The 20,345-nt window shown below is 37.2% G+C and carries 19 protein-coding genes; 1 reads left to right on the top strand and 18 read right to left on the bottom strand.

Translation table 11 applies throughout. The features are described from left to right. Positions 1–12: 12 nt before the first annotated feature. The 17 genes from AACS00_RS08370 to AACS00_RS08290 form a co-directional block, all read right to left on the bottom strand. Complete coding sequence (locus AACS00_RS08370) at positions 13–1,014, bottom strand: hypothetical protein (RefSeq protein ID WP_110167087.1); 1,002 nt, start codon at positions 1,012–1,014, stop codon at positions 13–15. Next, on the bottom strand, positions 1,001–1,396 hold the full coding sequence (locus AACS00_RS08365; RefSeq protein ID WP_072670923.1) for a hypothetical protein: 396 nt from the start codon (positions 1,394–1,396) through the stop codon (positions 1,001–1,003). Before AACS00_RS08365 ends, AACS00_RS08370 begins: the two co-directional genes overlap by 14 nt. Beyond that, positions 1,386–2,144, bottom strand: a complete 759-nt coding sequence (locus tag AACS00_RS08360) for an OmpA family protein (RefSeq protein ID WP_072670922.1) — start codon at positions 2,142–2,144, stop codon at positions 1,386–1,388. Before AACS00_RS08360 ends, AACS00_RS08365 begins: the two co-directional genes overlap by 11 nt. Beyond that, positions 2,128–3,168, bottom strand: coding sequence for an EscU/YscU/HrcU family type III secretion system export apparatus switch protein (locus AACS00_RS08355; RefSeq protein WP_110167086.1), 1,041 nt, complete (start codon positions 3,166–3,168; stop codon positions 2,128–2,130). The genes AACS00_RS08360 and AACS00_RS08355 overlap by 17 nt, the downstream gene beginning before the upstream one ends. Before the next feature lie 9 nt (positions 3,169–3,177). Continuing rightward, positions 3,178–5,070 carry an FHIPEP family type III secretion protein gene (locus AACS00_RS08350; RefSeq protein ID WP_072670920.1) on the bottom strand — a complete coding sequence of 631 codons (1,893 nt, stop codon included), beginning with the start codon at positions 5,068–5,070 and terminating at the stop codon, positions 3,178–3,180. Further along, positions 5,067–5,663 (bottom strand): hypothetical protein, encoded by a 597-nt coding sequence (locus tag AACS00_RS08345; protein ID WP_072670919.1) that lies wholly within the window; start codon positions 5,661–5,663, stop codon positions 5,067–5,069. The genes AACS00_RS08350 and AACS00_RS08345 overlap by 4 nt, the downstream gene beginning before the upstream one ends. Before the next feature lie 151 nt (positions 5,664–5,814). Continuing rightward, positions 5,815–8,334, bottom strand: a complete 2,520-nt coding sequence (locus tag AACS00_RS08340) for a hypothetical protein (protein ID WP_110167085.1) — start codon at positions 8,332–8,334, stop codon at positions 5,815–5,817. Between the two features lie 298 nt (positions 8,335–8,632). Then, complete coding sequence (locus tag AACS00_RS08335) at positions 8,633–9,202, bottom strand: hypothetical protein (RefSeq protein WP_072670916.1); 570 nt, start codon at positions 9,200–9,202, stop codon at positions 8,633–8,635. A 5-nt stretch (positions 9,203–9,207) separates the two neighbouring features. Further along, positions 9,208–9,621 carry a hypothetical protein gene (locus AACS00_RS08330; protein WP_072671217.1) on the bottom strand — a complete coding sequence of 138 codons (414 nt, stop codon included), beginning with the start codon at positions 9,619–9,621 and terminating at the stop codon, positions 9,208–9,210. Beyond that, the gene (locus AACS00_RS08325) at positions 9,611–10,162 is read right to left on the bottom strand and encodes a hypothetical protein (protein WP_110167084.1); all 552 of its coding nucleotides are present in this window, start codon (positions 10,160–10,162) and stop codon (positions 9,611–9,613) included. Before AACS00_RS08325 ends, AACS00_RS08330 begins: the two co-directional genes overlap by 11 nt. A gap of 38 nt (positions 10,163–10,200) precedes the next feature. Then, on the bottom strand, positions 10,201–10,929 hold the full coding sequence (locus AACS00_RS08320; protein ID WP_072670914.1) for a type III secretion system protein: 729 nt from the start codon (positions 10,927–10,929) through the stop codon (positions 10,201–10,203). Between the two features lie 14 nt (positions 10,930–10,943). Beyond that, entirely contained in the window at positions 10,944–12,401 is a 1,458-nt protein-coding gene (locus tag AACS00_RS08315; protein WP_072670913.1) for a hypothetical protein, read from the bottom strand. A gap of 137 nt (positions 12,402–12,538) precedes the next feature. Further along, positions 12,539–13,690 (bottom strand): hypothetical protein, encoded by a 1,152-nt coding sequence (locus AACS00_RS08310; protein WP_072670912.1) that lies wholly within the window; start codon positions 13,688–13,690, stop codon positions 12,539–12,541. A gap of 94 nt (positions 13,691–13,784) precedes the next feature. Then, the gene (locus AACS00_RS08305) at positions 13,785–14,270 is read right to left on the bottom strand and encodes a tetratricopeptide repeat protein (RefSeq protein ID WP_072670911.1); all 486 of its coding nucleotides are present in this window, start codon (positions 14,268–14,270) and stop codon (positions 13,785–13,787) included. A gap of 36 nt (positions 14,271–14,306) precedes the next feature. After that, complete coding sequence (locus tag AACS00_RS08300) at positions 14,307–14,774, bottom strand: hypothetical protein (protein WP_072670910.1); 468 nt, start codon at positions 14,772–14,774, stop codon at positions 14,307–14,309. Next, a complete protein-coding gene (locus tag AACS00_RS08295) occupies positions 14,761–15,306 on the bottom strand; it encodes a type III secretion protein (protein ID WP_072670909.1) in 546 nt (181 codons plus the stop codon). The genes AACS00_RS08300 and AACS00_RS08295 overlap by 14 nt, the downstream gene beginning before the upstream one ends. After that, the gene (locus tag AACS00_RS08290; protein ID WP_072670908.1) at positions 15,306–15,554 is read right to left on the bottom strand and encodes an EscI/YscI/HrpB family type III secretion system inner rod protein; all 249 of its coding nucleotides are present in this window, start codon (positions 15,552–15,554) and stop codon (positions 15,306–15,308) included. The genes AACS00_RS08295 and AACS00_RS08290 overlap by 1 nt, the downstream gene beginning before the upstream one ends. Before the next feature lie 504 nt (positions 15,555–16,058). Here AACS00_RS08290 and AACS00_RS08285 point away from each other — a divergent pair. Beyond that, positions 16,059–17,624: a hypothetical protein gene (locus AACS00_RS08285; protein WP_110167083.1), complete on the top strand. Its 1,566-nt coding sequence runs from the start codon at positions 16,059–16,061 to the stop codon at positions 17,622–17,624. A gap of 189 nt (positions 17,625–17,813) precedes the next feature. Here the strand turns inward: AACS00_RS08285 and AACS00_RS08280 are convergent, their stop codons facing one another. Next, a complete protein-coding gene (locus AACS00_RS08280; protein WP_110167082.1) occupies positions 17,814–20,336 on the bottom strand; it encodes a hypothetical protein in 2,523 nt (840 codons plus the stop codon). Positions 20,337–20,345 lie beyond the last annotated feature (9 nt).

Genomic DNA, 20,345 nt, shown 5'->3' with positions numbered 1-20,345 from the left:
ATAATCCTAATTCTATTTAATTAAAAACAAACGTTTTTTTAAACCATCTTCAAATATTATTTTACTAGGTTTAATACTTTTTATTGTACCAAGCATTGGTACTTCACTACCCTCCCAATAACGAACCTGGGAATTATAGATATAACGACCGGCTGTCGTAGAATAAAAAATTGAATACGGGAAATCTTTTTCATAAATAATTTCTTCCTCGACTTCTCTTGATCTAACATGACTTAAAACCTGATGTAGGCCAGATTCTCTTAACAGTTGAGTTGCTATTCCTTGATCAGAAACAAACCAGTCATTATCTATTTTTTTAAAGCTAATACCATATTGACCAAATAATGTCATAACTCGATTATCTATTTCATCGATTTCTACTCGTATCTGGTCTCGTCCTTCGCGTTGAATAATCTTACTGACAAGAGGTTTACCTGAGGATGCAGAGACTAATTCAAGAGTTAACTGAGATGCTCGTAAATAATCATTTTTACTCACCAGGTTAATATGACTAAGCCAGCTATTGGGCAAACCTACCAATGACTTTTCTTCAAAAACATACAGTTTTCCCTCTTTAAGATAACCCGAACCTAATTGTTTTAAGTAACCAACGACCATCGATTGATGTTGCATCTGAAACAAAAAAAACACCAACCCAGTCAGTAAAATATTGAGTAGAAGACTTGATACGATCAAAGTTCGATACTCTCGGAAACGATAACGCCTCAAACTTGGACGACGCGAACCTTCCTTAAATAAAAAGAAACTTAACCCTTCAAAACAATACACTCGATTGGCAGATAAACGCTTCAATCGATGACTTTTATTAAAGCCTTTGACTACTGGTACTGCCCCATTCAGTTCAAACAACAATGTCATGTCCGTTGGTAAAATTTCAGGCACAATTAATGCCTCAAGATTTTTACTCTCTTTGTTTCCAGTTATTTCTAACGATGATTCGAGCGGTAACCTTACCCCATGTAAATGTCCACCAACAAACTCAATCAACCACATAATCTTTTATCTCTGTACTCAAGCATTCGGCAATCTTTACACTTTCACTTAAATAACGAACAAGCTCTTGTGGATATTCAGTGATCGGGCGATGGCGAATAAAATAAAAAGCTCCGTTACTAAGGCGAGCTAAATAGCCATCTGAACTAAGATGAAATTCACCGTTCAAATGTAAAGCAATCTCTGATCGTGTTGTCAATTCAGGGATTTCCACCAAGATTAACAATTGATTAGCTAACCCGACTCGTTGAGCATCTTCAATACGACACTGACGTTCACCATATTGACAAGACAAAGCTTCACCAAGCTTTACTTTCATTACAGTACCCTGAGTAAACTGAATAAACTCACTAGCTAATAAAGAGAATCGTCTATTTTCCATTATTTTTTAACTTTACCTCAATCATAAAACGACGTTGAGTGACTCGTTCTTGCGCTGTTGAACGTGCATTTTCAACACTTCCTCTAATATTAATAGGGATGTTTCTCATCCCTTCTTCGACTAGAAATTCACGTACAACTTGTGAGCGTTTATCGGACAACTGTCGATTCACTGCGTATGATCCCGACGAGTCAGCAACGCCATAAACCAATAAGCTTTCAATAGGGAGGGTCTGTAGCTCTTTAACCATTCGCACAAGAGTATGACGTCCTTGGTCGGTCAATTGGTACTGATTAACAACAAATAAGCTTTCAAACTTTAGTAACCAATGGGCACCATCAAGCTCTGTTACAGTCATTCGATTGTTGCTGCTCCATACAGACATATCAAATGCTCGACTTTGTATTGGTGCGATAATATTATTAAATGCGGAATAATCACCTTCACAACTCTTAACTTCCGTTAATCCATAGCTATTAAGGTTAGCGATGTAAAATCGGTTAGACATTTTAGGTTGAGCAATTTCAATGCATCCACGTTGATGGGGAGAACCGTCCTTATACTCAGGTGCTCTCCGTACCCAAAAATGTAGGTTATCTACATCGGCAACATGAGAATAAACGAGGTTATAAATATCGGGTTCCCAGTCATAGTCAAGGACTACGTTGTCATCACGTATTGGATTACTACAAGCGATCAGAGTTAGCAAACTTGAAAAAATAAAACCTGACTTATATTTTCTTTGCATTATTTTTCCTTTTGAGTGCTGATAGAATAATAGCTACATCATGATAAAATTCCTTAGGAATAAAATCTTCACCATTTTTCATTTTATGATAGAAGGCGCGCGCAAGCTGCTTATTTTCAATAATAGGTACATGCATTTCTTGCAAACGTTTCCGTTCCTCTTGAGCTAAAAAATCTGTACAAATCTGTAAGACAACTGGAGCTCTATCAATGTTTAAGTCATAACATATTGGAACTAAGATATGCGTGGGATTAGCCAAAGCAAAAGTCGGTTGTCGACCTTTAACTATTGGAGAATCCATGACCTCTCGCATTTTACGTTTTCGCTCAGATTTAATTTCTGGCGATCCTTCAGTCTCCTTCATCTCATTCTTCATTTCCGTAAAAGTCATTCTATTTTTTTGATGAAAGTGATAGCGCTCAATCAAGAAGTCAACACTGCCAACACATACACCATAAACGATATAAATTATTGATACCACTATAATATAAAATAAAAACTTATAGAGAAAATCGCTACTGTTGTTCGTTTCTTTTAGTATGTTTAATTCACCATGAGTAACATCAAAAACATACTTCATCAAAAAAATAAGAAAAATTAACTCTAGAACCTTACGTAATGAACGAGAAAGTGCTGCTATACCAAAAATATTTTTAAAGCCAGTAACAGGATGAATTTTCTCTATTTTTAACCCTAATGATTCAGTATTTATTACTGTATTGTTTATTAACACCCAATTTATTACAGCCATTATTAATTTAACTAGGAACACACTGCCTATAAATAAACCTAGTATAGATTTTACAAGATGAAAACCAACTTGAGTGTCCGAATAAAGTATTAATTCAAACCATTCGTTGTTATACTCAAACATTAGAAAAATCATGCTGCAAAATATCAATACAAAAGCAATTAATTCAAAAGTTGGCTCGGCGATCTCCGTTTTGGGAAACTGACCCTTTTTTTTTAAATCGCGTAATTTCTTTTCAGTAGGCGGATATTTTTTAGGTTCTGTTGACTCCATACAATATCCTTAAACTTTAATTTGCAAAACTTCAGACGAAGCGACATAAATGGAATCAGCGATATCACTATGACTGCATATTGGTAAAGTTGACATTACTTTTTGAAAGAAAGCCTTAACACTCGTTATTTCATTATCATTAACCATTAAAATGGGCTTGTTACCATTTAAGCGAGTTAAACGTAAAACTTCATTTCTTAGCGAGCATTGTAAATCAATCAGTTGATCTACATCCTCTATTTCTCCTGCTACAAAAGACTCAATTAACTCTGTTAATAATGGGTCCAAAAGTGCAACGTGGATCTTATTATCTTCATTTATAAGTCGAGAGGTAATTTCATATTTAGCCTGATTACGAATACGCGTCAACCAATTTTTTGGTTCATTTTCCATACGAGACCAATAAATCAATGCTTCAAAAAAACTAACGCGATCAAGATAAAACTCAGGTGAACGAATCATCTCTTTTAACACATCGTGCACTCGATTTAGTCCAATAGCAGCGTCTACTTCATTCTTAATAACTTCACTTTCCTTGGCTAAATCTAAAATAATATTACTGGTGTACTGTAAATTATATTTATCAACAAAGCGCCTGCGCATAAAGTAATCTGCAATCTGGGAGATATTTTTTAGCACATCATTACTGAAGAGAAAAACTTCATCATTCATTATTTCAATTAAATCACTCGTGTCAGACTGTAAAAATCTGAACATAAGAATATCCGATACAAATACTTCAATATCGTGCTCTTGTCCTTCATCTACGATAATTGCTGGCATACCAACATGTTGACCCCAGATAGACCTCTCCATCATTTCAAGCCGATGCTGAATAACTATTTTCATCTGATTATCACGCAAGACGAATTTTAAAGTTTCAAATACTCCACTTCCTTTTGGTTCAAAATTAATTACAGTACCAGAAATATCAGCATTCTTACTGCGCAAAATTAGAGCAAGAATTGTGCATAATAAAGCCAAGGGAAGACAAACATATAATAAATTTAAATTTACTATACCAAGTGATAATATCACGCCCCCAATAATTAACAGACTTTTCCAAAAAGAACGGATTTGTGTCATTAACTGACCAATAAAAGGTTTAGAATCTTCTTCAACACCTTTTATACGAGTTAAATACACACCACACGCTAACGATAGTAATAAACTTGGTATTTGTGAAACTAATCCATCGCCAATTGTCAGAACTGAAAATCGACTAACACTTTCCGATAACGAAAGATCAAATTGGTTAATACCGACATATATACCACCAAATAAATTCACTAAACTGATTAAAATTCCTGCAATTGAATCACCTTTCACAAACTTCATTGCACCATCTAAAGAGCCAAAAAGTTTATTTTCTGTACTTAGATCTGCGCGAAGTTTTTGTGCTTGCTCACCACTGATCAAACCGCTTTTTAGATCACCATCGATAGTCATTTGTCGGCCAGGTAATGCATCAAGTGAGAAACGAGCACCCACTTCGGCTACACGTTCTCCGCCTTTAGTGACGACTAAAAATTGAACAATTGTAATGATAACAAAAATCAATAATCCTGAAATTAGGTTGCCACCCATGACAAACTCACCAACAGTTTCAATGACGTGGCCAACATCCTCATTAGCAATGATATTTCGAGTTGTCGCTATCGATAACAATAGACGGAATGTTGTTAATAAAAGTACCACCGTAGGTAAAAATGTGACTCTCAATGGTTGATCGTTTTCTAACATAATGACTAACAGTAATATCGAACTGATAAAACTGAGTAAGATTAAAGAATCAATTACCACACCCGGTAAAGTTACCAAGATAATGGTCGGTAATAACAGAGTAATAATAACGCTACTCGGGTTAAACATTACTGGATAACGTTTAAAAAACGGAATCATATCTGCTCCAAACCGATATAAAGCTCATGAATAAGTTCTGATGTACTGATACTGATAATACTATCTTGGTTTTCGATAGTAAGTGTAACACCATTATTATCACGAACATGATCAACGTTCAGTGTTTTCATTTCATCTTCTGCTTCACCATGCAAGAATTCAATAAGATGGCAAATCAAGCTATCACTTTGGCTCAATTTCGTCATCCTTGATTGAATAGCTGAAATAATTGATTTTTTTATTTCATCTTTTAAAAGGTTTATCTTTTTTTCTTCTTCTTCTAGTAATGACTCCAAACGCTCTTCCGCGGTATCTAACCAACGCTTTTGTTGTTCTACCCACTGTTCGACTACTGATTGGTAAGTATTATTAATTCGAAAATTTAAAAACTGCTCCTTATCTTCAATCATCTGTATGACTTTCTGTTCTAATACAGCTTGATAGTCAGATAGATGGTCTTCCATTGCCATCAATAAAGCTCTTGCTTCATGGTATATATTCAGTTCAGATTTTTTGATGATATTAGTATTTAGATTTCGCTTAAAAGTGATTTGAGGCACACCTTTATCTGCAGATTCTATTTCGATATACAATGGACACCTTCCTTTTACTATTAAGAACAAAGTAATTAAGACTCATCGCCAAAGCAAAAGAAAAAAAAAGACCAAACCTGAATAAACCTGATTTGGTCTTTTTATAAAATTTAGTGCCATTTACCTGTTGGCATCTTATGCAATCAACTACTTATGCAATCTTTAAGTTTGCCTCCTGCAACGGCCAAGCCAGCTTACCATCGAGAATATTGAACATTTTGTAGTCCTTAGAACTTAGGTTGTTCTGAAGGTTATTAAGCCGATTTTTTCGATGTTCTTCTATATCGCGTAGATTATTCCATGTGCCTTTTGTATAGTTGCCCCCAAGACCACTAATAGGACCTGCAGTTAATAGTACTAATTGATCTGCAGATTGGAACGGATTAACCCAACGAACCTGACCATCTTCAGAAATGACTCTGGTCCAGGAAGATGATATTTTTTTAGATAAATCTGCCGGTGTTACCGGTGGCAAAATTTCTGAAATTATCTGACTACCTTGGCTTGTCGTAGGAACCAAATTTATATGAGAATTCTCAGTATCAAACGTCAAATGAACGTTGATAACTTTCTTTAAGTCTGTGCTGGTACGATCGCTACGCTTGACGTAATCCGGTGTCAGAGTTGGTGCTTGAACATCCGTTACATCATCCGTGCCATCACTCACTGGCGCGTTAGTTGGCGTTGATTGTAGTGAACCTCCCATTGCTGATGGAGTTTGCGCTTGAACTGAGTTATTCGGTTGTAATACCCAACCTCCTTGTTCTGCTTGCTGCCAGCGATGGCTACCCGTGGCCCCAATAACCGGCTTTTCTTGCACCCCATCTGCCCCCAAACGAGCAGAAGTCTGGGAATGAGCAATTTGTGCACTAATCAAAGCATCAAAATCAGCTCCTCGGTGATGCAGAGCAGCTTTAGCTAGAGGACTATCCTTTACGCTAGTATGATCGCTGCGCTTCATGTTATTCGTTGTCGAAATTACAGTCTGAGCATCCGTGCCATCACTCACTGGCGCGTTAATTGGCGTTGATTGTAATGAACCTCCCATTGCTGATGGAGTTTGCGCTTGAACTGAGTTATTCGGTTGTAATACCCAACCTCCTTGTTCTGCTTGCTGCCAACGATGGCTACCCGTGGCCCCAATAACCGGCTTTTCTTGCAACTCATCTGCCACCAAACGAGCAGAAACCTGGGAATGAGCGATTTGTTCACCAATCAAAGCATCAAAATCGGCTCCTCGATGATGCAGAGCAGCTTTAGCTAGAGGACTATCCTTTACGCTAGTATGATCGCTGCGCTTCATGTTATTCGTTGTCGAAATTACAGTCTGAGCATTCGTTACGTCATTCGCTCCCTCACTCACTGGTGCGTTAATTGGCGTTGATTGTAGCGAACTTCCCATTGCTGATGCTGCTTGCGCTTGAGCTGGGTTATTCGGTTGTAATACCCAACTTCCTTGTTCGGTTTGCTGCCAATGATGGCTCCCCGTGGCCCCAATAACCGGTTTTTCTTGTAACTCATCCGCCACCAAGCGAGCGGAAGCCTGGGAATGAGCGATTTGTGTACCGATGAAAGCATCAAAATCAGCGCCTCGGTGATGCTGGGAAACGTTAGATTGGAGAAGCCGCTTCCTTGTAACGCCGGTATCTTCAGCACCTTGCACGTTATACGATGCTGAGGTTGGTGTATGAGATCCGATTTCATTATGATGTAATAAGATCTGGTGTCGGAGCGATTCAGGAGCATCAACAATCGCGTTCATTCCATCATGAAAATCAACGTGTATGAGCTCAGCGCCATGAAACTGGTTAATAATATCATCCACATTTTCAACCGCAGTATTAACTACTGATGAATGGGAAATTAATTGCTCTGCTTCTTGTTGGCTAATCAGTCTTGCTCCTCTCATCGTTGGAGTCGTATTCGTCTCCTTGTCCGTTTGAGAAAAATTCGATGAGCTTTTTGGCTCTGCTGACGAATCATTTTTTTGATTATTTTGATTAAAAAAGTAAACGTTACCATGAATAGTCGTACGGTTGTCGTTATTAATCACGGGAGCAAAAATAAAGACATTATCTTTACTGTCTTGATCTTTTTCTCGTCCAGCATCTGTCTCATCGGGAATTCTCCCATCTTCTGAAGAAGGAACGCTGAAATTTCGAGTCGTTTTATGCGGAGTATCTTTAGGCTGAAGATCTGGTTCTTTCTTTGCTTGATTAGTTTTGTCGCCCGTATAAAACTCAGAGCCTCCATACATAACCCCACACATCGCATTAATGTAAGCCGCTGCAAAAATAAGCCCAAGCGGTCCTGCAAGTATTCCTAAGGTAATGCTACCCACTGCGCAGGCGCCCAAATGGACTTTTGCCTTAGATTTGTTATCGTATTTATTAGACTTTGTGTTTACTTTCTTTTTGTTAAATTTTTGTTCGGGTGTTTCAATAGTTTCCGCTCTTTCAGATGAAGAATCACTGTCCTGATTACTCGCTAGTATAGACTCGGTAGGTAATGCACTATTAGGAGCAATCGGAGACGGATTAACCATTACATTAACGGGTTGGTTTGTAAGTAATGATGAACTTGGACTGACTTTTGTTATTTGAGCGTCGAGTGCAGGCAGTGAAGAACCGGCAGGGAATATAGGGGAACTGACAGGTGTGAATGACGGCATATTAAAACCTCATTGTCTCTAGTAATTGAATAGTGATGCGGCGAAAATCATCATATCTTATGCTATGCTCTTCACAAGCTAAGGTCAGATAACCATCTACACGAATCAAAAAGCCATTTGATGCGGGTTCAAAACAATGCAATCTATTAATAACCTGCAATGTATTCTGAACATGAATCAGTTGAAAAAAAGGGATTATCGGAAGGAGTACATAATTTGGATACTGTTCAAACACGATTCCTTCGTTCTGTTCTAAGTGCAGTAAGAACTGCTCGACATCGTTAAGTTTCACAGGAATCTATTTCGGAAAAACAACAACGATATCGTCATCAGATAAGCCTATTATCTCGTTCGTATCGAGATAAGTTTCAAAAGGAGTGAAACTGACAGCCAAGCGAAGATTCCCATCGAGTTGGCAGGGCTGAATCTCAAGATAGTCATCGTCAATATCTAACGATTGGATATCTACATAAAGAGTAACCTGCCAGTCTCCACAGCTCAGAACACTCTCAAACAGTGTATTGGTAACCGCTTTGTTAGAATAATATCCTTGGTAATGAATACCTTTTGTTGCCACCGCTTGTGTCATTAAGTAAGCAAGATAATCGTTTTCTAAGTGTTTTACTTGAACACCTATCAAGCGTTCCACCTCAGAAGCACGGATATAACCAGTAGCTTCAATACCGATGTGCACAACACGTATTTCAAGCAGATCTTCCTCAAAATCCCGTTTCCAGCGTGGCGCAATAAAATCAAGTGTTATCGAGCGATTGTCAAATTGACATCCTGCTATACTATTGATTTTATCGTGCATATCAGATGTTAATTGATATCGGGCCTCGATCGTTACTTTTGTCTGTTGTTTCATACTCTTCACCGATTCCGTGAAAGGAGCGCAAGTACATCGCGACTCATTAAATAATCTTTTTCATCAATCCAATCTCGGATCCCTTGTGGTATCTCACATACCATGTCATACAACAACTGATAGCTTTCCTTAGAAGTCATTGCTGTAAAATCTGGGCTCTGGATTAGACGCAAAATAAAGGTAATGTTGTGAAACTGGCTTTCCAGAATTCCTTCAACAATAATGGCTTTAACCATTTCCTCTGAGTAATTTCTTAATCGTTCAAACCAAGAAATTACCGCTCTTTTATCAAGATGTATCTCAGCATCTGATAACTGGTTCCAGCTCAAACGTTGAGACTTACTTTTCAAAATCTCATAAGGATCGAGGAGCTTATTTTCTAACTGACAATGAGTGATACGAGTCTTGTTATTTTTCATCATCTTGCCCATTTTTACGCATTACCTTCGGACCACTACGCTCTCGAGTGTCGTATTTTCTACACAATGCTAACAGCGAAAGTAGGCCTTCAAGATAATGTTCATAAGCAATTAGTTGTTGCAACGTACCACTATCCGCCTCCAACCCTTCTTCTAAAACACCCAAAGAATCAATATACTGCTTAAGCTTTTTACGAAGATACTCAGGATATAAATGTTCAGAGTACGAAGCCGCTTGTAGAATAAATAGCTGCGCATCGTTGAGTGATTTAAGGTCCACAATCGTATCGGTAAAACCCTGCCAATCTCTCAAAGCTTTTAACTGATAACCCTGCAATAACCTAGCGAATTGACGCTGATTTTGGGGAGTCATCATCTTTCGACGAATACGAAATAGACGTGGATGCTTTTTTGTTCTTTTCGCTACTTGCTTAACATCTCTTACACGTTTCGGCTGACTTTCCTCTCGTGTCTGTTTAGTAGAAGAAACTTCTGACACTCTCTCTGTTTTCGAGAAAATAGAAAATGATACACTACGCATAGATTAAATGAAGCGAGCCGCAGCCCGCTCCCACTCCGTTATCGGTTAGTCGCCAAACTGGCTTTGGCGACTGCATCCAAGATTTCATTCAGCTTTACAGCTTCTTGAGTTAAATCTTGAATATATTGGTCAAGCTGAGCATCAAATTTTTCTTTAAGATCTTTACTCGCTTGAGATTCTTCTTGTTGGCGAACTTGATCAGCATGCTGAATTTCATTGACATTACCGGTCATGTTGCTGCCCATTTCGCTCATTTGTGCAACTGAGCGATATTTAGCGGTGCGAGCTTCTTGCAAGCTAGCCGTAAACTGATTAATCGACTTTGCATCAAGTGAACTCACTGAGGTATTTTTGCCTTTAGTTAAATCAGTCACATGCTTGTCAGTTAAAGTCTTACTCTGTCCCATACGCACTGTGGCAGCGGTAGACATCGCCATTGTTGCAACTCCAGCAGCAAGCGTAATAGCAAATTTACGCTGGGCATCGCTACATTTATCACCAGACATTTTTATCGCTAAGTCATTTGTTGCTACGGCTTCTGTGATACGGTTTTGCATCATTTGAGCACGCAAACGCTGGGATGACTCGATGATTTGTGCAAGTAAAGCCAATAACTCGCTCATTGAAACAGAGCCTTTCTCGACTTTATCGAGTGTGTCTCCATAGTTGTTCCACTGTTTTTCATTAAACGTCACGCTGTTTTGAGCTTGAGATTTTTCGGAAAACGTAATGTCTGAAAGCTGGGTATTGAATACAATTGAAGTCATTATTTATCTCCGGATCACATGTTGATCGAAATCATTTTTTCATTAAATTGACGGAAATCACTTTGGGTTTTAAATAGTGATTCAAAGGCATGTGTCACCGCTCGCATAGCTTGCGAAAGCAACATTAAAATCTGTTGTATCTGTGTCTCCAAAGCTTCCTGTTTAGCTTGAGAAATATCCATATCCTTCCTAATATCGGCTGATTTGATACTGTATCCCATGCTGACAACAGAGGTGGCATTAGAACCCACTTCAATCGCCTGATTCACACGAGTAGCACGCAACGCGGCTTTATCGCTGTTAGTCATCCAATTTTTGAGTGATTCAACCACATCGTCCAGCATTTGCTTGGCTTTAGTCAGCAATTGGCTTGGTCGCATTGCTTTCATTGAACTCAGCAAGTCAGACATTTTTTCAACCATTTGTGACACTTTGTTCATCAGGTTTGCAGGACTCAAACTTTTTAAACTGACTAACAAATCATCCATCGAGGACGAAACCTTGCCGACAGCTTGGCTCAAATGCGTTAGCTGCTCTTTAATCGCTGAACCCGTTGATTTAATCGCATCAGTCGCACTGTCCAATGCTTTCAGCAGTTGTGACTTTAACTGCTTAATAGCATTCAATGCTTGTTCAATAACTTTAGATACTGCATCGGCTGCTTTTGATAAGGCCTCTTTAGTTGCATTCACAACCGTCGTTTTAAAGGCTTTGAGAGCGTCAAGTGCGGTATCAAGTAACTTTGTCACTTTAGATGCACTATTTGCAGCGGATTTACCCAACATGCCTGCCAATTTGGCAGGATTCAAATTCACTAACATACTACGCATCGCAATGATCGCTCTTTCAGCCATCGCAGCAGCTTTAATTGCAGTATCTGCCGCCATTTTTGCGACATTTCTCACCAGTTGTGCAGGATTAAAACTGACCAACATACCAATAATGCCGATGCCAATTTCAAGCCCCATTTTTACTTTATCGCGGGTCGCCTGAGGAACCCCCTGTGACTCCATAATTTTATCCGCAATTTTGGGGATCACGATAGCCGCAACCATAGTCACGATCATGATAGCAGCCATTACTGGATTAAAAGGCGCAATAACAATCGCAGCGATAAAACCGAGTGCCATGGTAAACTTGCTCCAGAAATCTTGCTTCGCCTGGGCTTTTTTCTGGTCTTCAAGCTGCTTTTCACGATCTTTCAACTGATTGATTTGCGAATCTTTTTGTAAATCAATCAGCGATTTTTTCGCTGCAGAGTTTTCTTTCCCTGTCCCTGAAATAGCATTAGCCACTTCTTTCATCTGCTCTTCAACCAAACGCCATAACGCATTAAGAGAAATAGCGCTACCTGGTAGAGGTTGATTAGGCTTAATGTCATCAACCACTGAGGACGAGGCTGATTTAGCTTGGGCTTTTTGGTTATCCTCTTCTACCGCATTAACGTAAACTTGCGGTGAGATATTATTCATGAATGTACTCATGTATTGTCCCTTCATGTGATTAGCTGGGATTATGTGTACTATTTTATTACTACACATTTCTCGTCCAACGAGCAGTATATCCCCCAGCGATGGTATACTCTTTTATTTTAATTTTATTGCTAATTCTAAATATTTCGTACGGTAGATAAACGCTCATCACGCATAATTGATAACCAATATTTTAAAGTTTCTTGCAACATTTTTACTTGGTCACCAATTCGGTTAACTTCTTTCAGCTCATCTTCGGTTAATATTCGCTGTGGAAAGTGATTATAAATACCTTCAAAGTATTCTATCGATAATCCAACACCTTCCCAGTCGATAACTTTTCTTCCATCTTGATCTACAATTCGCCAGCCTTCTCCAGGCCCACTATCATCATTAGCAAAAAGAAACTCCATTGCCGATGAATATTCAGTATTACTATTAATGTATGCATTTAGATCAGCCATCGAGCCTGTTAGTAATAAATTAACATCCTTTAATTCAAGTGGGTTATTTTTTAAATACGCTGCCGTGATGGCAATACGCAGCATTGGCGATAACCCATGTGATGGATTTTTATCATAATCATTAAGACCGACAAAACCGCCCTCGTTATCAAAGTTGTTCTTTAATTGTGACTTTAAACTACTTTTATCTATACTGTTCAGAGCTTTATGACAAAGGCTATCTTTCGGCGCATATTTCAGCATGAAATCAAATAATTTATCAACGTTGTTGGCAAAGTGAGGGCCATTCCATCCTTCATGCACACCATGAGATCCCGAACCAGTACTTTCAAGAAAGTGGCTCATCGCCTCTTTTAGATCTGGTGTTAAATCTTCATATTCATTTGACATGAAGTCCATGATGGCTAGCTGAAATATATTTTCTAAATCATGTCCGCTTGGTGTCCCCTTTTTTATCAGACTATCAAACATGATTTGTAATGCGTCGCTAAACGCAGCCTTACCACCGGTTGAGTCTTGAATTTCTTGCAGCCGCTTTGCATAGGTTTCTATACTTTTCGCTAGAAGCAGCGCAATCGCTTCTTCAGGGTTTCCCTCTAACATTGACTTCACAACTTGACTTTGATGTGTAGCAATCATTCCCATGACTTCAGGATTACTTGGCTGTTTATCTGTAGCAGCCACCTGCTTATCTATTTCCATTAACTCTTTTTGAGCTTGATCAATTTTCTCTAGATCTTTATCTAAAGAACCATACTTATTTTTATCCGTAGCATTCTGATAATCAACGTTATAGTATGGTTCGTTAAAAGCATTTATTCTCATAATAATCCCTGCTGTTTACTTATGGGTTTAAGTAAGACTCATAACAAAAACAGAATGTTAGAGTGACTATAACCATAAATTTTTTAAATAAAATTCAAAGATAAGGTCGTAATTGCTGAGAAAGATAAGCATATCTTTTCGAGTTAAAATCACTCAAATTCTCTGATTTAACGATTAGTAACATCGCTGCTGACTGTAAATATTCTTTTAATTTATAATGGCATAGCGCGATATTTAACACTGTTTCATCCAAATCATTGGTTGGGTAGGTTTTTAAAACGTTAAGCACATCTAACGCTTTGTTAAATTGACCATTTTCTAGATAAATTGCAGCCAAAGAGCCAGGTCCGCGATGATCGTATGGGTTCAATGATGTGTAAGAAGAAAAAATAATTTCAGCTTCTTTGAATTGAAAATCGTTATAAAACTTAACACCTAAAGCAAAAATACTTTTAAGGTCGTCTATCGTGACTTTTTTAGACTGACGTAATTGAGACAGTTTCTGCTCGATGCTTTTACTATCAAGTAGAGCTAAGCTTTCCTCATCTGAGGTATTGAAATCAATCTTTGCTTCTTTCATATATAACCCTAAATCATCATGGCTAGTTTAAATTTACTAACTTAAAGAAGAGTTCATTACTCTTTGGATAAAATTACTCAAACGATAAGGGTATTTAATACCAATTGATGCCTCTGGTATATCGAGACCTAATCTCATCGCTAATATCAATGCATGTCTTTTGTTATGTTCTCTTAATAATAAAAGTCCAGACAAAATAGTGTCTGAAACCATTGGTATATCATAAAAACCAACCACATCTGACCATAGGTATAACTTTTGTCCTATTTTATCGCGTAATGATAAAAATGCTTTCCTTTCTGTATTTAAACGAAGCACTTGATACTCTACTACTAATCCTAAAAGTAATAGATTTTCTCTAACATCATGCCTAGATAAAGAGAAGCAAGCTGCTATTTCATCTTCAGTTAAAGAAGTCAAAACAAAGAACTCAGATGATGATAATTTCTTTTTACTTAGATAATAATGGAGTATCTTTTTATAACGTTTTTTACATGGTTTCATTTGATAAATTCTGAACAAAATAGCTAATTGTCAACTTGTCTTTTTCTGAAACCAACCCTTTTAGAAACCGTTCTATATTATTTTTGTTTTCTGGTTCGAGATCCTCAAAACTCATGATCAGGACTGATATCTGTTTATTGACATCACCACTAACAACGACACTTGCTCTCATCACATTTGGAATAACACTTAATTTGTTAAAAATTTCTTTACTTTGTAATAGATTGCCTTTAACCGTTTCTAGTTTACTTAAACTGGCAAATTTAGACTCTAGAAGATCATTAAGGTCTTCACGTTGAAAATAGAAATTAAATTTTGTTAATAAGGCTCTCGCTTTTCCTTCTTGAGATTTATCGACAAGTACTAAAAAATTTTCCTTTTGAGTAGATAATGTTGCTGGGACTTGATAATGAGAAAGCATAACAACGACCTTGTTTGCAACATCCGCAGACTCAAAAATGGCAACTTGCGTTGAGCCCTTCTCACTACAACCAAATAAAAAAAGTAGCAACAATGGGTAAAAAAATTTCATTATTGAGCCTTCGCCACTTCATTAATGGCGTTAGCCGATTTTGATGCAATTTTAGTTACGGTTTCTTGGAACATCGTATAATGAAAAACCGATTGCTGCAGCGCTAGGGTATCTTGAACTGTTAACGTCTGCCCATTTGCATTCGCTTTATCTAATGCATCAAGTATCTCTTGAAAGCCTTGACCAATATTGTTGAACGTATCTTCAAGTACTGATGGTCTTATCGCTTGGATATCTAGCTCTATCATTGTCTTACATAAACTCCGCTCGCTTAAAAACAAAATGGATGTAGGAGTAAACCAACTCAATATTCACTTGGGTTACAACCCATACATCACTCACCACCTACCCAACATGCCAGCTTTTCTATATTTTCTCCAATGGGTAAACTGGAATTTTTCTGAAAAATCCAGACCAAATGATCAATCGGACCATGCAGGCCAGAATCGATATGCATCTTTTTTGATAAATCGGATGTAGTGAAGCACGTTTATACAACAATCTAGGACTCTAAATGTTACTCAATCACGTCATAGATTTTCGCGAGTCGAACAAAAACTTTTCACAGTCGCAACAAGAAGGGCTGCAAGAACAATAAGTTCGCCACAATTTACCCATACACAATCGACTTAAAATTACAGCTTGACGACAAGTGGAAGGAACAGCATTAAGGATATTTCATAAATATTATCGTGAATTTAACTATTGCATAGGGGATATTATTTTCTGTGTCTAACAACTAGGATAAAACCATGAACCCAGCTGCTATTGTTCAATCCAATAATTGTAAAATGAAACCACTTGATAGAAAGGAAAGCGATGGAGTTTTTCCGGTCAACAAAGTAACAAATGTGAGTCCAGAAAAAGTGATGAGGCTCATAAGTGTTATTACCGATCTACACAAAGATATAGATAAGAACAAGATAACTATTCATAAGCTCACTGATGATCTCGATAGGCTACTTAATCAACAAGAGGTCGATAGTAAGACATCCAAACCGTCAAACGCACTCCCTCAAGCCACTCTGCCTACACAAACATTAGCACAAATCCGACAGTTTGATGGAATTCAAGGGTTAAAGACACTCGTCAAATATCAAGAAAATAATAATCGGGATCAGGTTGCACCACCACCGCCACCACCAATGCCAATACCAGAGAAATCAATGACTAAAGTTTCAGCCTTAAGTACAGGTAAAGACGAGCTGTTCGCGCAAATCCGAAAGTTTGGTGGAACCCAGGGGTTAAAGACACTCGTTAAATATCAAGAAAATAATAATCGGGATCAGGTTGCACCACCACCGCCACCACCAATGCCAATACCAGAGAAATCACTGAGTAAAGTTTCATCCTCAAACACAAGTAAAAATGAACTGTTCGCGCAAATCCGAAAGTTTGGTGGAACTCAGGGGTTAAAGAAGTCCATCCAATCAGAAAAAATCACACAATCAAAATCAAGCGATAGTGAATTGTCACCGGGTAAGAAACTTATATTAGAACAACCAGATAAAATTCTAAGTCAATATTCATCCTTATCTAACAGCGATAGAGATATGGTAACAGGATTCATTAGTGACGCGATAATCCAGTCTATAGAACTCGATATTTTAGCAAAAATTAATGAACATATCGGTTCTTTACCAGCGAATAACGTGACTCAGGCTGATATTGACAACATGCCAGATTACTGTCGTGCTTATTTCAATATTATTAAACCTTATACACAAGATACAGAAAATTCACCATTATTTAGTCACTCAATATTTAAGAAATCAGATATTGTTGCCAATAGTCATCAACCAATAAAAATCAGTGAGGAAATGCAGCTTAGTAACAAAGAAAGTAACATTGAATCCCCTTCCCGGTGGTTAACCGTAAGCGAGGGACTAAATAAAATGCAAAAGCAACCATCACTTACATCAAGGAAAAGGTATAACGATGGTTCTGTAGCTTCCACAAGAGAAAAAACCAGCGAGATATTTTCCAAAGCTCAAAAAGCTAGCATAGCATTAATCAATGATTCAACTCGAACTGAGCTACTAAGTAATGATTATCAGCGCCAAGTTACCTCGTCATTCAGAAACATTGATATATTTAATGGTTTTTTCTCTGATCTCGATAAAACTGCTGCTAGAAAATTGGAGCATGAATTCAGTAAAGCAATTAAAAATCCAGAAAAACTGCAAGAAAGCATTAAAAGCTTCCTTAAACAAAGACTGCCGACAGGCTTCAGTGAGTTCACTTATCAATCTATATCTGCAGAGAATGAACGTTTAAAAGCTGAGCTTGCACAACTAAAACTGGCTCATAAAAAATAGCATATGCTAAGCCGAATATATTTTTTGGTTTTTAATCATAGAAATCCATTGTATAAATAACTAACGTCGCTTAGTTATCTATAAAATCAGAATGGTTAAGCCTAGTTGAATTAAACTACAACCCCCAAAAGACCCCATAATATCGGGGTCTTTTTTAAAAGTATCTGAATATAAATTTGATTTACATTATTAAATCGGGCGATAAATATGATAGCGACCAGATTTCCTTTCCACCATTAAAATCACACTGGTTAAAGTCGTACTTAATGGTTTTATCGCGCGACGACTACGACTAACAAGCACACTTTCCTCTATCCTTTTTAGAAAATTATTAGACACTTTCGCTGCAGAAAGTAAGGATTGATAATCTTTGTTAAATGACTCTGGATTATCTTTTGCTTTACTCAAAAAAGAGATGTATTGAGCAATTGAGTCTGCATTTGTCAAACCTTTAGAACCTGCAACATTGATATTATCAATAGATCTTAGGTCTGCCCCTGCGTAAACACTTTGTGGCACATGACCTCGCTGATTTCGATAGAGGTTATTATTACCGAGGTTTATCAACTCAAAAACATCGACATCACCAGCTTTAACTTGTCGTTTAGTACCAATATAGACGAAGTCGAGAGTATTTGGTGCTCCATGAGATAATTCATGAATCAATAAATCAGCGACTGCTGATTTACTTTTTCCCATTCTCTGATAATAAGTATAAAATCCATCACGCCCTACGTTTATAATCTTGCTATTAGGTTTTTTATCTAACAATCGATACTGCTCTTTGGATAACTCAGCTACAGTGGCATGCCCACCAGTATGACGCATAAAATTAAAATTTTTCTTGCTGATACGCCCTAAGTCATAGTCCATTTGAAATAGCGTATGGTGTAACTTCGTTAGGCCTTGAGGGTTTTCTGAAAATCCTCGGCCAAAGTATGCATTTTGTGCCAGTTTAACTTGATCGTTAAACTGAGGATTATTCATAATTTCTAAGGAATTTTTAATCTTAGCTTTCGCAATAGGTAGAGACTTACTAATCAACCGATGTGCTATACGATTTTTCCAAGGTCCATTAATTATAGGTACATCTGATAAATTAAATGCTTTGTTGTCTGACGATATCATTTCAGATAATTCTATTCTGACTTCATGATTGTTGATTTTTCTCAAATTAATCGGGAAGTTTTTCCGATGTCCTAGGTGAAGTTGCTTTCCCTGCTGAGTGACCAGATAATAATTATTATCAATCTTTATTACAGATTTTCCACTCCGAGAAAACTGAATTCCAATGTGATTTGGTGAAGATAACTCATCTGAACTGATTTTTAATGGTTCAATTCCATATTGATTAATTGATGATTTTAATGCAGATGAGACATTAAGAGTATGCTTTGATTTAAGATGCCATTCGCCAAATCGATTTTCTACTTCATGAGCAGAAGATGTAGGAACCATGAAGTCATAAATAAATTCCTTACCTGTAACTAAATCGCGTCGATATGGAACTAATCGTCCGCATAGATCTATAACATTTAAATATAACGGTTTTTCAGAAAAAGGATTTTTAACACCATACACATGGAACGCCTCATCAACCTTCCTATGATAGTGAGTAGAATAAATAGATAGTTCATGTGCTAAACGTTGTTCTTTTTTACTAAAGCGATTAAGTTTACCGTTTCCGGTCAATCTCCACTCTCGGTCCAAATAATTAAAATATACTTCACGGTGATCATTTATACCGTTTTCCCCTGTAGGAAAAACTGCCAATAACTTACCATTATTGATGTTTATCTGCACTAACTCATGGTTTCCATTTATTTTAATAGGTATATGATTAATGCCATTATGAATACTAAACTTGGGAAGATCTACTGATATAGAATGAGACTCACCCAATGGGTTAGTGCGTAGGTGTTGCTGTTCAATATGACTACTAGTGCTAATAGATGCCTTGGCTTGTTGAATAATTTGTTCTATTAGATTCAGTTCATCTTCAGGCGACGTAGGCTTACCTTCAAGATCATTAGCAGCGAATATTAGAAGAGGGCCAACGATATACTGAGCGATAGCCAAAGCATTACTCCCCGGAAGCAAAGTGACAACTTGAGAAACAATCGAATCAATTTCTTTAGTAATACGAGTGATGTCCTGTATCTTTTCTTGCTGAGGGCAGCCAACGCCTCTATTCCAACTAAGAACATTCTGACTTTCTATAGCCATAGTCGTTATCGGTTGTTGTAATGTTTTTCCAATTTGACGTATTATTTTTGAAAAACTTAAATCTTCTCCATTATTTAAACAAGAGAAATCGAATAGTTTAACTATCTTTACATCATCTTGAGCTATCGGCTTTATGGTAGTTGAAGGAAATATAGCATGCCGAAGTGATCGGTGACTTAATTTTGTTGATGTAAAATTTTCATCGAAGTCTAAACTTTTATTATTGCCAGACTGATATGAATTTTTTGAATGTATAGTTCCTGAAAATAATAAACTACCTAGCAATATTTTTTTTACGTTTAAACTCAGATTAGGATTGAACATTGATAGATTAGGCCCTTCTTCTATCATTTCGTCATTTCTGATGTTTTTTATTTTTTTAAATAAATCAATAGCTTCACTTCGCTCTTTTTCGTTATCCGTATTATTAATCAATTCAATTTCTATGGATTCTTCTTTGTTTTTTAATCCCAAAAAATTCAACATTGCTAGCGC

The sequence above is a fragment of the Vibrio sp. 11986-1-5 genome (assembly GCF_963878025.1).
In the GTDB taxonomy this organism is placed as follows: domain Bacteria; phylum Pseudomonadota; class Gammaproteobacteria; order Enterobacterales; family Vibrionaceae; genus Vibrio; species Vibrio injensis.
The sequence above is the reverse complement of the archived record's forward strand: the minus strand, read 5'-3'. Positions and strand labels throughout refer to the sequence as shown.